Annotated in this window: 8 protein-coding genes; all 8 read right to left on the bottom strand. The window is 34.5% G+C overall.

Features of this window, described 5'->3' with window-relative positions:
• Window positions 1-10: 10 nt before the first annotated feature.
• The gene (locus MKY08_RS05585; protein WP_069509920.1) at window positions 11-2,848 is read right to left on the bottom strand and encodes a type I polyketide synthase; all 2,838 of its coding nucleotides are present in this window, start codon (window positions 2,846-2,848) and stop codon (window positions 11-13) included.
• Window positions 2,849-2,863: 15 nt separating this feature from the next.
• On the bottom strand, window positions 2,864-10,354 hold the full coding sequence (locus tag MKY08_RS05580) for a type I polyketide synthase (RefSeq protein ID WP_069509922.1): 7,491 nt from the start codon (window positions 10,352-10,354) through the stop codon (window positions 2,864-2,866).
• A gap of 64 nt (window positions 10,355-10,418) precedes the next feature.
• A complete protein-coding gene (locus MKY08_RS05575) occupies window positions 10,419-11,393 on the bottom strand; it encodes an electron transfer flavoprotein subunit alpha/FixB family protein (RefSeq protein ID WP_069509924.1) in 975 nt (324 codons plus the stop codon).
• Between the two features lie 23 nt (window positions 11,394-11,416).
• Complete coding sequence (locus MKY08_RS05570; protein ID WP_069509926.1) at window positions 11,417-12,187, bottom strand: hypothetical protein; 771 nt, start codon at window positions 12,185-12,187, stop codon at window positions 11,417-11,419.
• 12 nt (window positions 12,188-12,199) lie between these two features.
• Window positions 12,200-13,339: an acyl-CoA dehydrogenase family protein gene (locus tag MKY08_RS05565; RefSeq protein ID WP_069509927.1), complete on the bottom strand. Its 1,140-nt coding sequence runs from the start codon at window positions 13,337-13,339 to the stop codon at window positions 12,200-12,202.
• A complete protein-coding gene (locus tag MKY08_RS05560; RefSeq protein ID WP_069509928.1) occupies window positions 13,287-14,378 on the bottom strand; it encodes an HAD-IIIC family phosphatase in 1,092 nt (363 codons plus the stop codon). Before MKY08_RS05560 ends, MKY08_RS05565 begins: the two co-directional genes overlap by 53 nt.
• On the bottom strand, window positions 14,375-14,623 hold the full coding sequence (locus MKY08_RS05555; RefSeq protein ID WP_025218865.1) for an acyl carrier protein: 249 nt from the start codon (window positions 14,621-14,623) through the stop codon (window positions 14,375-14,377). Before MKY08_RS05555 ends, MKY08_RS05560 begins: the two co-directional genes overlap by 4 nt.
• A gap of 16 nt (window positions 14,624-14,639) precedes the next feature.
• On the bottom strand, window positions 14,640-15,473 hold the full coding sequence (locus MKY08_RS05550) for a 3-hydroxyacyl-CoA dehydrogenase family protein (protein WP_218107208.1): 834 nt from the start codon (window positions 15,471-15,473) through the stop codon (window positions 14,640-14,642).
• Between the last annotated feature and the right edge of the window lie 323 nt (window positions 15,474-15,796).

The raw sequence follows: 15,796 nt of genomic DNA, 5'->3' as shown, positions 1-15,796 counted from the left end.
TCCTTGCTGTTTATTTAAAAATATTTTCAAGAAGCTGTTTCTGTAACATTAGTTGCTCATTTTGTTTTTCTAATAATTGTTCCAAATTTGCATTGCTTGTATCTGCTACCGAAGTTACTTTGTCTTTCCACAAGGGCTTTCTCTCAAAAGGATAGTTAGGCAAAATAATTTTCTTTTTATTGTAATTTTTATAGAAGCTATTCCAATCAATCTTCATCCCATTAAGATATAAAGATTTCAAAGATTCCAACAGCTGCTTATAATCGCCTATTCCTTTTCTAAGTGATGGAACAAAAATGGCATCTTCATTTTGCAAACATTGGCCAGCTAAGCCACATAAAGTTGCATTACCACCGATTTCAATAAATGTGGAAACGCCTAATTTATCTACTTCCTGCATAGCTTTCATAAAATGAACTGTTTTTTCAAGATGTTCTGTCCAATACCCTTTATTTTCAAATGTACCAACGTCCTCTAGCTTTCCTGTTACACTTGAAATTATTGATTTTGGCGTTTTATTGCAAACAACATGCGCTAAACTTTCCCCATATATTTCCTTATATTCTTCCATTGCAGTTGAATGATAAGGATATGGAATATTTAAATCGTTAACAAAAGCTCTGACCTTTTTATGTAATTGACTAATTACCATATCAACTTCTTCACTTAGACCAGATACTGTAATATTTTTAGGTGCATTAACAGCAGCTATTGATACATTTTTACATCCGCTTTCCAATATTGCTTCCTTCATCGTCAATTCATCTACTAACACGCCCACCATTTTGCCATTCGGTGTCACACTAACCATAAGTCTACTTCGCATTGCAATCATGTTCGTAGCATCTTCAAAACTTAGCATGCCGACATAACATGCTGCGGCATACTCGCCAACACTATGCCCAATCACGTAATCTGCTTTTATATTTAATGAATCCCAGATTTTCGTTAAAGCGTATTCCAACGAAAATATAATTGGTTGCGAATAAAGCGCATTCGTTAATAGTTCTTCGTTTGCTCCAAACAAAGTGTCTTTGATAGAAATGCCTAGGAGCTCCTTAAATCGATCATCACAAAGATCAAAGCTTTCTCTATACGCTTGCGAATTTTCATAAAATTCTCTTGCTGCATCTTTGTAGATGGAGCCTTGTCCTGTAAATAAAAATGCAATTTTTTTCTTTTTACTTTCTGCTTGTCCAATGTAGTATGCCAGTGAATCTTCATTTTTGAGCACATGATCTATTTCTTCAATAATTTGCTCTTTACTGTTACCAACTATTGCGAATCTGTATTCATGTTTATCTCTTGTAATATTTGTTGAATAGGCGATATCACTAAGTTGTTCAGTTGAAATGCTAAGATAATCCCTCATTTGAGAAACTGCTTTTATTAATACATTTTTGTTCTTTGTTGATATCGTTACCATACTTTCAGGTAGATTGATTTTTTCAGTTTGTGGCGTATTTTCGTCGTGCTCTGCTTCTTCTAGTATTAAATGAGCTAATGTTCCACTAATGCCATACGCACTAATACCTGCTCGTCTTTTTTTCCCTTTACTTTCCCATTCTGTGAGCTTATCAACTACTTGAATTTTATCCCAATCAATATTGGGGTTTGGATTTTTAAAATGGATACTTGGCAAAAGCTGTTTATGTTTTAAGGAAAGTAATACCTTTATCATACTTGCCATCCCAGATGCCGCCTCTAGATGACCAATATTTGACTTTACAGAACCAACCTTTATGGGTGCTTTTCTGTTTTTAAATACCTCACAAATTGCCTGTGCTTCAATAAAGTCACCAAGAGAAGTTCCTGTCCCATGGGCTTCAATATAATCAATATCGTCTACATCTAGCCCTGTCCTTTTCAACGTTTCTGCAATCACTCTTTGCTCTGCCAGCCCATTAGGTGCAAAGAAACCATTGGATTTACCATCTTGTCCGACATATATCCCTTTTACTAATGCCTCTATACTGTTGTTATCTCTTTTAGCATCGCTTAATCTTTTTAATATGATAATTCCACAGCCTTCGCCTCGGCCAAATCCATCTGCGGATGCATCAAAAGTTTTACAACGTCCATCTGGTGATAAACCACTGTTTTGAGATAATCCCACATATGGTTCTGGATTTAGTAGCAGATTTATACCTCCAACAATGGCTACATCACATTGCCCACTTTTTAGGCTGTCTACTGCCATGTTCATCGCCGTTAATGACGATGAACATGCAGTACTTAAACTTACTGCTGGTCCTTTAAAATCATAAAAATAAGATATTCTACCTGCAGCGGAATGAGAGGATGCTCCAACAAGTGAATATAAACCAATATCTTTTATATCCCCTGACATCATTTCTCTGTTTACATAGTCAACTGCGTCGATTCCTATAAATACGCCTGTTTTACTGCCCTTCATCTCTTCGATATCAAGACCAGCATTCTCCATTGCTTCCCAGCTCACTTCCAATAGAAGTTTTTGCTGGGGATCGACAGATACTGCCTCTAATGCAGAGATTTCAAAATGCACATTATCAAATGTCTTAATATCTTGATCTATAAAGGAACCATAACGGGTATACATTTTTCCCTTATCTTTCCTATCTTCGCTGAAAAATGCTTCAACTGGAAATCTTTCAGGTTTGATATTTGTAACAGCATCATATCCTTGTGATAATTTGTCCCAGAATAAACTGCTGTTATTTGCACCGCCTGGAAATCTACAATTATAACCAATTATTGCAATTTCATTTTCCTCTTTTGATTTTTTCAATTCTAAATCTAGCTCTTTGATTTTTTTAGCAGCCTTTAATAAGGCCTCTTTATATTTATTTTCAATGTCATTGTTCATACATAACACCTCTGACTATATCGTTAACTTATCAATTTCAGATAATAAGTCCTCTATGTTTTCGGACTGCTCTTCTAACTCACCCGTATTTTCATTGTCAAGAATTAGAACTTCACTTAATAAATAATCAGAAAGTTTTACGATGGTAGGATAATTGAAAAATACAGAGACATTGACATCAATACCTAGCAATTTATTAATCGCTGTTCGCATAGAGAATATCATTAAAGAATCTGCACCTTGTTCTTGGAATGCCTTATCTATGGAAAGTACTTGATTATGATCAAAGCCCATAATTTTTCCACAAATACTTTGCAGTTTTTCAATTAGGAGCTCATTTTGACCTTCACCTGATAAACTCATAAGCGTTTCCAAGAAATTGTCCATTTCATCATGAACTACATCTACATTTACGTCCTTTTCAGACACTAATTTAGATAGGAATGCTGTCTTGCCTGCTGCAGTTTCCAAAGATTTTACTAGAGTATTCCATTCTATATCGGCAATTAGCAGATTCTCATATGGTTGATCCATAAAGTCATTAATAATGCTTTGTCCTTGGCCTTTTGAAAAAGTTTTCATACCCATTCTTGCCATCGTACTTGATATCGCATCATTATCTGCTGCCATCCCACTTTCATTCCATGGTCCCCAGCAGAAAGTATAACCAGGAAGCTTGTTCATGTTCATATATGTTGCAAATGAATTCATAAAATGATTTGCAGCAGCATAGTTGCCTTGTCCCATATTTCCAATAACACTCGTGATAGAGGAAAGCATCATGAAGAAATCCAATGTTTCCTTGTCCATTGCATGGAAAACATTAAGCGTTCCAACAACCTTCGGATTCATAACCTTTTCAAAATCATCCCAGTTGAGGTCAATCAACATCTTATCGTTTAACACACCTGCTGCATGAACGACACCTCTAATAGGAGGCATCGTAACTTTAATGTCATCCAGCGCTTTTATCAAACTTTCATCGTCACATACATCCGCATGGACAATCTTTACTTGAACTGCTTTGTCTATCAATTTTTGAATTGCTGCTTTGGCATGTTCACTTGGTTCGCGTCTGCTTATTAAAATAAGGTTTTTAGCACCTGCATTTACAAGTTCTTCTGCATAAGCAAGACCCAATGCTCCTGTTCCACCTGTAATTAAATAAGAAGCCTCTTCTTTTAATACAATTTTCTTATTCTTTTCTAACCCTTTTTTCATATAATCCGCATGAGCAATTAATCTTCCTACATAACGTTCGTTTTCTCTTAAGCAAACTTCCTGTACACTATCCCCTAATACTTCATGGATAAAATCAGTATTTTCATAGAAAGTTACTTCATCCGTATCAATGATGCCGCCAAAAATTTCAGGATATTCTATGCTAATTACTTTTGCTAATCCCCAGACCATCGATCCTGATAAATTTAGTTTTTTCTCATTACGAAGCTTTTGCACATCTTTGGTCACGATTTTAATTTTGCTACCTTGTGTGTAACCCTCTTCATTCATTACTTGAACCAAATAGTGTAATGCTTTAATCGCTCTATAATTCACCTTATTATTCGCTAGATTCGGAACACTATCCTTAGTAGTACAATAAATAATATTTAAGTTTTTCTTCCCGCTGTCTTTGCATACATCCGCAAGAAGCTTAGACCAATCTTCTTTGTTGTCTTGATTGATCGTATAATCATGCGTATTTTCCTTTAGGAATTCATCCCCATGTCGTACACATATTGTGTTTAAATGAAGTTTCTCCATATTTTCTTTTAAACTTGCTGCCGCAATTGTCTCATCTGTAATCAGAAGGTACTGTTTATTGGCTGGCAATTCCTCTAATCTTCTAATTGCATCTGTTTGCACCCAGTCTGTATGGTAATACAATTTGTTTGCACTACTCATTTCTTGTAATAAACTTTCGCTTTCTGTAATTTTAGCCATGAGGTTATCAATTTTCATTAATACTTCGCCTTTTTCGTTATATACAATAACGTCCGCATACGTAATATCATTTTTTACCGTTGATTTTGAATAGCACCATAACTGATCGGATTCTCGATAGTTAAACGTCAATTTTTCTAAATAGTATGGAATAACTGTTTTATTGCCATCTTCATTGACATTTGTGCGTTCTTTTAATTTTTCCAAAACTAAGGCAATACCTGTTTGGAATATGGAGTCAATTGTTCCTGGGTAAAGTACATAATCTTTAAAGTATGGAATGGTTTTTAAAGGCTCTACCACACAGACACATTCATCTTCTCCGTAACTAATACGCTTAATCCGTTGGAAACCTTCTCCTAGTTCAAAGCCAGATTTACTCATAAAATAGTAGATACTATTTTCAATATTTTCTTCATAAGAAAGGCGTTTATAATCATCCATATTTGCTGTGAGTTCTGAAAACTCATATTCATCTTGCATGCATACATTCCCTTTAGCATGCATCAGCCATTTATCATATTTAGAGTTAAAATCTCTACTGACAATATTAAATTTGTAATCATCGTCTTCTTTTTCTAAACAAATTTGCACCTGTTTTTCTTCATCATCTGTTGCAGCTAATGGTACCCTGAAATCTACTTTACTTAGCACACAACTTTTAGCGTTTCCAATTTCTTTCACAGCCGAAAGTATCATGGCCATATGGGCTGCTGCCGGTGAAATGGCTGTTTTGAAAATTACATGTTCTCTCATAAAGTAAGGTTCCAATGCAGTAAATTTTCTTTGGAATACTACAGCGTCACGCATTGATGGAAGATCAATTCTTTGGCCTAGAATATTGTGATAATCTTCAGCATTGATACTCTCTGATGCTCTATCGTATTTTAAATCCATCCAGTATTTGTTCTTTTCATAAGGATAGTTAGGAAGTTTTATTTTATTCCAATTCGTTTTACCAGCGAACGTAATATTGCTCCAATCCACATCTACACCCGTTACATAAAGCAATGCAATTTCATTTGCCAGTTGTACTTTATCGTCCTTCTTCATGTTTAAAGTAGATGCAATGACTCTTTCATCTTCAAAAATTAATTTACAAAGTGCTGCCAACACTCTATTACTTCCTACTTCTAGCAATACATAATTTTCTTTTTTATCAATGCTTGTCACCGCTCCAAAGAAGTCGACTTTTTCTCTAATATGACTAGTCCAATAATCACCATCAAGAATTTGACCTTCTTCTAATTCTTTGGCGTAGAGTGATGAAACAAATTTTACCTTAGCTTCTTTATATTCCAACTCTTTTGCTATTAAATGGAAGTCTTCTAATATAGGTTCCATTAGCATGGAGTGAAAAGCATGAGATACCTTTAATTCTTGTACACGCATGCCTTCCATCTTTGCTTTCTCAACCACTTTTTCTACATCTTCTGCCATCCCAGAAATTACACAAGTTTCTTCTGCATTGTGTGCTGCAATACATACCGTTTCTTGGAATTCAGTAAGAAGTTTTTGTACTTTCACTTTATCGGCAAAAACAGTTGCCATCTTGCCTTTTCCTGGTGCAGCATCCATCAGTCTTCCTCTTATTGAAACTAGTTTAATAGCATCTTCCAGCGTCATCATCCCTGCTACAACTGCTGCTGGATATTCACCAATACTATGTCCCATCACTACTTCTGGTTTAACACCATAGCTCTCCCACAGTTTGTATAAAGCATATTCCACCGCAAAGATTAATGGCTGCGCGTAAACCGTTTTTTCAATAACTTGTTCTTCTGCATTTTCCCCATATATTAAATCGGCAATGGATTTTAATAAATACGGTTTAAACAATCGATCACAAGTGTCAAATGCCTGTTTAAAGACAGCATTAGAATCATAAAGTAGTTTCCCCATATTGAGATACTGTGAGCCTTGTCCAGTAAACATAAAGACAACTTTTCTATCTTTTTGCATCAACTGGTGCTTATCTATATTTTCAAAGACGCCTTCTGCATAACCATTCTTCAAATAACTCTCTAGTCTTTCAGCAATCATTTTTCTATTACTGCCACAAACAGCAAATCGGTATTCTAAATCCGCTCTTCCCAAATTGGCTGTATAAATAATATCTTCTAATTCATTGTCTGAACTTTTTGCTATTAATTGATAGTACTGTTCAATTAGTTCATTTAATGATTTCTTGCTTTTTGCTGAAATTTTAAGTATATAATCTATGCCATCTTGGATGTTTGTTTCGTTTTTACCGAAATCCTCATTTTTGTATTCTTCAATAATCGCATGGGCATTTGACCCACCAAATCCAAAGCCATTAATGGCTGCAGCTCTTAAGCCATCCTCTTTTTTCCACGATGCATGCTCGCTTATCACTTCTACATTTGCACCTTCCCAGTCAATAAACGGATTAGGTGTATGGAAGTGAAGATTTGCAGGAATCATATTATGCTTCATAGATAATAAAACTTTAATAATGGAAGCTACCCCTGCCGCAGCCTCCAAATGACCAATATTAGATTTTACAGAACCTATCTTTAAAAGATTATTTTTACTTCTGTTCTTTCCATACGTTGCACCAACTGCATGAACTTCGATTGGATCTCCAAGTTTTGTTCCAGTTCCATGCATTTCTACAAAATCCACATCATGAGGATCCATACTCGCATGCATCAAAGTTTTTTCAATCAACTTTTCTTGTGCTTCCCCATTTGGTGCAGTTAGACCGTTACTCTTACCATCCTGATTAATTCCAGTTCCTCTAATAACACCTAGAATTTCATCTTGATCTTTAATAGCGTCAGATAACTTTTTCAGTATAAGGACGCCACCGCCTTCTCCACGCCCATAACCATTTGCTGCTTCATCAAATGCTTTACTATGCCCATCTACTGATGTCGCTTGTAGTTTTGAAAACCCAATATTGGTAGTCGGAGATTCCATTAAGTTAATGCCAGCTACAATTTGCATATCCGCTTCTCCTGCATGGATCGCGGTGCAAGCCAAATGCAATGCCGAAAGCGTAGACGAGCATGCGGTATCAACTGTAATACATGGTCCTTCAAATCCAAACGTATAAGATACCCTTCCACATGCAGTACTCATACAGCTTCCTGTCAGAGCATATGCACCAATACTTGATAATTCTCCTGAATATAATTGAGCAAGATTGTATTCATTATTAGACATGCCCACATATACGCCTGTGTTCGATCCATTGTATTTAGTAATATCCATATTTGCATTTTCAAAAGCTTCCCATGTCAGCTCTAAAAGCATTCTTTGTTGGGGATCAAGGGCAGCTGCTTCTTTTGGAGAGATATTGAAAAAACCTGCATCAAATTCATCAATATTGATATTTAAAAACCCACCCTTTTTGCAATACATTTTTCCAGGAACGGTTTTATCTTCATCATAATACTTTTCAATTTCCCATCTATTTTCAGGAACATCACATACGCCATCTACTCCATTTACAAGTAAATCCCAGTACTCATCAATACTATTAGCACCACCTGGAAAACGACAACTCATTCCAACGATTGCTATTTTATCTTGCATATGCTCTTCGTTCATGTTCCCTAGACTCCTTTGCTTCTCTTCTAAATTAACAAGTGAATAAATATGTTCAGACAAATCAGATATAGTGAAATACTTAAAAATATCTGCTACAAGAATATTCACGTTAAATTCTTTATTTAAATTTTCAATAAACGACGGTATATTAATAGATACAATGCCATACTCAGAAAAAGGTATGTCATGTGCTAATACTTTTACATCGAAACGGCTCTCAATATATGTCACCATTTTCTTCGCAATAGAATTTCGAGAGTATCTCGTTTTTTCGGTATTAACAATTTGACTTTTCTTACTATAATTCAATTTATTTAGTAATGTTTCATATGTGCCTGCATTATATTTTTCAGTTAATCCACGTCGAAAGGCTTTGCCACTGTTTGTTTTAGGAATATCATCAACGGGTACTACCTCGCTAATAGTTAGTCCCATTTTTTCAAAAACCATTGAAATAATGTTGTTTGTAAAGTCCTTAAATTCTTCTACATCTTTGTCATTTTTAAAGTCCATTTGTGTTTTGATAAAAACAATCACTTTCTCATTGTCATTTTCATGCTTTGTTCCATTGCATACTGCACACTGTTGATGCTTTGGGTTATGCAAATGTTTATTTATTAGTTCTTCAATTTGTGCACACGAGACTTTTTTTCCGTTGGCTACAACAAGTTCTTTTTCTCTGCCGATAATGATAAGATTGTTATCTTGAATAAATCCTATATCCCCTGTACATAACCATTTCTCTTCAAAAAATACTTTTTCGGTCGCTTCTGAATCTTGATAATAACCTGATGTTATACAAGGACCACTTGCACAAATTTGTCCCAAATGCCCTTCTGGGAGCTCTTGGAAGTTATCATCACGAATACTAAGGTGTACCGTTTCCAAAGGGGTGCCCATTTCAAGGAATACATTATCTGCTGTTTCGCCATCCGCTAATTCCTTACAATGCACTTTATCACCAATCACAAGCTTATCGTTTGTAATTTCAAATGTTCGAGCATGCTTTCCTAATCTATTTGCGGTTAACATAATAGTCGCTTCAGTCAATCCATATAGCGGATAAACCTTATCTATAGAAAACCCATAAGCATTTACTTCGTTACAGAATTCTTTGTATAATGCTTGACTAACCGACTCTCCACCTAAAAACATGCTATCTACACAGGACAAATCCCAATTAAAGTTTTTCTCCGAATTCATATAAACATTATTAAAATGCTTCAATGCAAACGGCAGTGAACCAATTCTAGTTGCACGATATTCATTAATTGTTTCTGCCCAAATTAACGGCTGATTCATATACAATTTCGTAGAAAGTAGACATTGATTTGCGCCCGCCATTAAAGGTACAAGGTGGAATATGACTAAACCATAACAATGTGTTAATGGTGTCCACGATAAAAACTTATCATTTTCATCTATCGCATAATGTTTAGCAAAACCATATACGTTAGCAGCCACATTGGATTTGCTAATCATAACCCCTTTTGGCGTGCCAGTTGTTCCAGAAGAATATAAAATATATAGGATATCTTCTGGTGAAGTTTGATACTCTACATTCAAATTATTCGGACACTTCAAAATCTCAGTATAGAAGTCCTGAAGGTATAGCACCCTTCCTTTGTCCTTATCCTGTTCACTATCACTGACGATGATTGGCTGAACTGACTTTTCCAACACATGTGCCAAAAGACTGTCGACATTACTATTTTTACTTGCATCAATCGGAACAGCGATATAGCCTCCTATTGCACACGCCCAAAATGAATATAAAAAGAGCTCTAGATTTTCACATCGAATAATAACTTCTGTATTTCTGCTAACACCTTGTTTTTTAAATAGCTCTGAAACATAAAAACTTCTATTCCATAGTTCTTTATATGAAATAAATTTTTTATCTTCTCTTGAAAGTACAATTGTAATTCCTTTATCTGTTTTACTAAGCTTTTCTAGTGCTCCTACTACATCATCTGTTTTTTTCATTCCATTCCCTCCCCTATCAAACTTTCTTCTATGTCTTATCAAACGCTAAGTACATCTTTTGTACCTATCCTTCAGCCATTTTTTCTAATTCAGCTAGTATTACCTCCACATCATCTACGATAGCGTAATCCGCATACTCGAATATGGGTGCATTTTTATCTTTATTGATGGCAACGATTATTTCAGCATTTTTAACGCCAATCATATGTTGGCTAGCACCTGATACACCGAAGCCTACATAAATAGGTGAAGCTAGCATTTTCCCAGACTGACCAATCATTCTCTCTTTTTCAATAAATCCCGTTTCAACGACTGCTCGAGTTCCAACTATTCCAACATGAAGTTTATGCGCAATTTGGCATAGTCTTTCAAAAGTATCTTGATTTTTAACTCCTCTTCCAATACAAAAAACTTTATCGAAATTCGTCATCTCTTTCTTTTCAAACTTTTCTATTCGCTCCAGAACATCCCACGAATTGGACAACTTTTCCCTGCCATCATCATATGTAACTTCCTCGATCATTCCTTGACATTGCCCAGCCTTTATTTGTTTTACAAAGATGTCCTTTTTCACAGTTGCGATGATAAATTCGCCATTAGAACAATTGTTTTTGGCAATTGTCACACTATTGAAGGCAGTCCTCAAAAAAGACAGTTCGTTATTTTCATCAAATTGAATATCAGTACACCCTGCTATAAGCCCAACTTCAAATTTGGCAGATAATATTGCTGCCGTTGTTTTTCCATTGATAGATTCCGGAACCAATATGACTTTTGGGATGCGTGTCTTTATCATATTTGAGATTATATTTGTAAAATACGGCATATCAAATGGCTTGTTTTGTCTACAGATCACTACATTGTCTGCCCCATATTGAAAGAACATATCAATCTGCTCACTATCCTTATGTCCAACACATAATACTGTTACCTTACAGTTGCATTGATTACTGAGACTACTAGCTTTTGTGATGACCTGTAATATATTTTCATCATCGTATTCTTGAAAATCACCTATGATCACAATTTCTTTTTCCATTCAACGTTCATCCTTCATGCAGGTTATCGTTTACTATTGTGTGCCTTATCTGTTACTAGGTTATAGATTAAAGCCGCTTTTTCTTGTGCCGTTTCTTCTATATATAGCTTTTTCTGTTTTGCTTCTTTTTGAACATGCCATTCTTTCACTTTTACACTAGCAAAACCACACTTATCTACATCAACAGCTAAATCAGTGGCACTCCATACAAGAATCTCTTTTTTTCTTGCTTTTTTTAATGCTAGTAAATTGATTAAAGGCTGCGTAACTACATAATCGTAAAAAGAAATAACTGCGGGTGGTTTCAATCTCCCAATAATTGTTTCATTGTCTTTTACTAGTTTTAGCTGAATTGCTGAAGCCTCATTCCCTAAAATTTCAGCTATATCAGTTAAACAATAATAGTTAAGACGTTCTCCAATGCCATATACTGCTTGTCCAATTTCTCCATCACTACTTCGTCTTCCACATGTTACGAAATCAACATCTTCAATTTTTTTGATCGCCTGTACCAAAATATATGAAGTAGCGACTGTATCCGAACCATCGAATAGCGCATCATTTAATAGAATGGCTTTATCTGCTCCTAAAGCAATGGCTTTTTGAAGCAACCCTTTTGTACTGTGAGAACCCATACAAAGGCAGATAATTGTGCAATCAATTGATTTTTTTAATTCTATAAATTGTTGTAATGCATATAAGTCATATGGATTTATAATAAAATCCTCTGTTCGTAATTCATTTGGAAACATCTCTTCAGATTTAATTGGTTTTAAACATACTACAACTTTCATGAGCGCTCCTTATCACATGTATCTTGCATTGGCCATATTATAAATTGTATTTTTTTGCATTTCATTTGTGCCTGAATAAATACTGCTTGCCATGGCATCTCTTAGCTCTCGTTCCATCTCATACTCTTTTGTATATCCATATGCACCAAAAATTTGCATTGCATCCCTACACGTCTTTATGTAATTTTCACTTACAAAAAGTTTAAAAATAGACGTTTCAAGGTAAGCAGATTTTTTTTGATCTTTTAACCAAGCAATTTTATATAACATTAATTTTGCCATTTCAATATTTACTTCCATTTCAGCAATTTTATGAGAAACCGCCTGATTTGAACCTATTGGTTTTCCAAACTGTTTTCTTCCATTCGCCTGTTTGATGCATTGTTCCATAATTCGTTGCATCACACCAATATGTGGCGCAAATTCAAAACATCTTTCCCATTCCAACGCACCTGTAAGAATATTATTCCCATAGTTAAATTTCCCTAAAATGTTATGCTTCGGTACTTTTACATTATCTAAAATAAGCTCACTCGTTGGACATGCATTCAGCCCCATCTTTTCGATATCATTCCCTGTCGTTACACCTTCAAAATTGCGCTCAACGACAAAAGCAGTGATTTTCTTATCTGGAACTTCCTCTGTAACAGCGAAAACAATAAAAATATCAGCGATAGGTCCATTGGAAATAAACATTTTTGTACCATTAAGTACAAAACAATCATCTTGTTCCTTTACATTTGCAACCATCGCAAATGCATCAGATCCCGCTTCAGGCTCTGTAATAGCAATAGCCCCAATTTTTTTCCCTTCAACCATTTCTGGTAAATACTTTTCTTTCAATTCATCCGAACCATATAAATTGATTAAATTTTGACATACCCATATATGATTATTAATCACAAAAATAAACCCGTTATTTTTACATGCATATCCAAGACTTTCAAAGACCATAGCCGCAGTCTCATAGCTTTCCCCAAGACCCCCATATTTTTCGTCTACAGTTATCCCTAGCAATCCAAATTCACTAACCTTTTTCCACATATCCATGGAGAATTCTTCGTAAAATTCACGTTCATTAAGATTTTCTCTCGCGAAATCAATGATTTCCTGACTGTATTGTTTCTGCTCTTTCTTTACTGAAAAATCCATCAACGTTCTCCCCTTCATAAACAAACGTTACATAGTCTGGTATAATTCGCTCGTATGACATATCTGCTTCAAATATTACGACATCACCGTCTTTACCTAACTCTTTAAAGCCGTTAAATTTGTATGTAATGTACATAATTCTATTTTTATCTGTTGGAATAAATTGTGCTCGTAAAGTTTTATTATTTTTTATCGATTCATTAATAAGAAAATTCATGAAAATATTACCAATGCCTTTGGACATTACTCTGCATGACATAAGAAGTAGCTTCAAATCCCAAACATCAGCCTTCTTTTCTACAAGCGCCAAGCCGATTTTTCCGTAAGTACCATATTTATCATCAAGCTGTGCAACATACACTTCATAATCATCTGCTTCAAGAAAGTTCTTTAATTCATCATAAGAATAAATGTAACCTGTGGAATTTAACTGGTGTGTTCTGACAGTAAGCTCTTCAGCTCTCTGAAGATCGTCTTCTTTAGCTTTGTCAATTTTGAAAGTCATATTAAGCGTGGATAAAAATTCTTCTTTCGTACCACTATACGCAAGCTCTTCTCTATTTCTTTGAATGTCACTGTGGTACATTTTCCTTCTATTTTTCGAATCATTTGTTATAAACTTTGGCATCATTCTTTCCATATCTAGGATTTTATCAACATCATTTGCGTCGATACATAAAATTTCTGGATAACTAAATAACACTTCTTCTCGTTCAAATTCTTGGTCATCTACAAAACTCAAAGTATCTATACCAATATTGATGTCTTTTGCAATTTGAGCAACTGCTTCGGACTTACTGTTCCAGTTAATTTGAGGATAAATAAAATAATCCCACAATCCAAATTCTTCAAGTTTTTCTTTAGCCATATCATAGTTGTTTTTACTGCTGATGGATTGCAAAATTCCTCTTCTATCTAGTTCCTTTATTACTTCAACTACATTTTCTTTTAATGTTAAATTGTCATCCTCTATTAAAATTCCATCCCATAATGTATGATCTAAATCCCAGACAACACATTTTATTTTCTCCCCAGTCATACTGTTTCCTCCATTGCTAACTTCTTTTCAACTAAGGCAACAATTGAATTAATATCTTTAAAATTGTCCAAATCTAATTCCATATTATCGATGGAAATATCAAATTCAGTTTCAATAAAATTAACTAGATTCATTGCAAATAAAGAATTAACTAATCCTTTTTCAAAAATATTGTCTGTGTCATTGATCTCCGTAATTTTTATAAACTTTGATAAAAACCCTTTAATTTTCTCTTTTGTATTCATTATTATCACCTTTCTTTTAGTAAGTATAAAAACCTTTTCCGCTTTTTCTTCCAGTTGAACCTGCATATACCATTTGTTTTAAAAGGGGACAGGCTCTAAATTTTGGATCTTCATAATGGGTATATAATACTTTTAATGAATCTAACACCGTATCAACACCGATTAAATCAGCTGTTTCAAGTGGACCCATTTTATGACCAAAAGCATTTTTAAAAATATTGTCAATTTGCTCTGCAGTAGCAACACCCTCATACACTAGGGCTGCAGCCTCATTCATAAATAAATGAGATAATCGATTAGATACAAATCCTGCACTGTCCTTAATTACTTCAATTTCCATTCCTACATTATTTAATAACTCACGAACATGTTGAATGGTCTCTTCAGATGTTTTCCACCCCTGTATAACTTCAGCAAAATTTTTCATAGGAACTGGATTCATAAAATGTACACCAATCACTTTTTCAGCTCTATCGGTATATGAACCAATAAGCGTAATCGGAATGCATGAAGTATTCACCAAGTAAATACATTTTTGTTTACAAACCTTCTCCAAATTTCTATAAACGATTTCTTTCGTTTTAATATTTTCATCTACATTTTCAATAATAAAATCCATATCTGCAAAACCTTCATAACCTGATGTAATGTCGATATTGGCAACAATTTTTTCAGCATCTATCGTTTTATTAAACATACTTGCTATTTTTAAATTCTTTTTTATCTCTTCTCGTGCAGTTTCAAGAACATTTGAAGAAATATCATATAAAACAACATTATGACCATATTGTGCAAACCTTTGGGCTACACCTTTCCCCATTACACCGGCTCCAATTACACCAATTTTCATGTTAACCTCCATTAGCATTGAACTTTTTTTATTATAGTTTTGTAGTAAAATTTATTAATGTCGATATACTAAACTACCCAAGTAACCTCACTTGTCTCTCGTTATTTAAATTCTACCAATACATTTACCGTACTTTATAGGGCGGGTTTCCGATTAAAATAATGCGGAAAACCACACTTGACATTAAAAAATAAATATTTACACTAGTTGATAGCAAAGTAAAAAAAACGACAAAACACTTTACCAGTGTTTTGTCGTTATTAGATGTGTATTAATTTTACAAAAAATTATTGCATTATTAGCAAAAAACGCATAATTTATGA

The organism is Lysinibacillus sp. FSL M8-0337 (genome assembly GCF_038593855.1).
GTDB lineage: Bacteria > Bacillota > Bacilli > Bacillales_A > Planococcaceae > Lysinibacillus > Lysinibacillus sphaericus_D.
This window is presented reverse-complemented; position numbering and strand designations above follow the sequence as displayed.

Bases quoted from the DNA above. Each gene is read 5' to 3' on its own strand.
- MKY08_RS05575 (WP_069509924.1), bottom strand. From the start codon at position 11,393: ATGGAAAAAGAAATTGTGATCATAGGTGATTTTCAAGAATACGATGAT.
- MKY08_RS05555 (WP_025218865.1), bottom strand. From the start codon at position 14,623: ATGAATACAAAAGAGAAAATTAAAGGGTTTTTATCAAAGTTTATAAAA.
- MKY08_RS05560 (WP_069509928.1), bottom strand. From the start codon at position 14,378: ATGACTGGGGAGAAAATAAAATGTGTTGTCTGGGATTTAGATCATACA.
- MKY08_RS05565 (WP_069509927.1), bottom strand. From the start codon at position 13,339: ATGGATTTTTCAGTAAAGAAAGAGCAGAAACAATACAGTCAGGAAATC.
- MKY08_RS05585 (WP_069509920.1), bottom strand. From the start codon at position 2,848: ATGAACAATGACATTGAAAATAAATATAAAGAGGCCTTATTAAAGGCT.
- MKY08_RS05550 (WP_218107208.1), bottom strand. From the start codon at position 15,473: ATGAAAATTGGTGTAATTGGAGCCGGTGTAATGGGGAAAGGTGTAGCC.
- MKY08_RS05570 (WP_069509926.1), bottom strand. From the start codon at position 12,187: ATGAAAGTTGTAGTATGTTTAAAACCAATTAAATCTGAAGAGATGTTT.
- MKY08_RS05580 (WP_069509922.1), bottom strand. From the start codon at position 10,354: ATGAAAAAAACAGATGATGTAGTAGGAGCACTAGAAAAGCTTAGTAAA.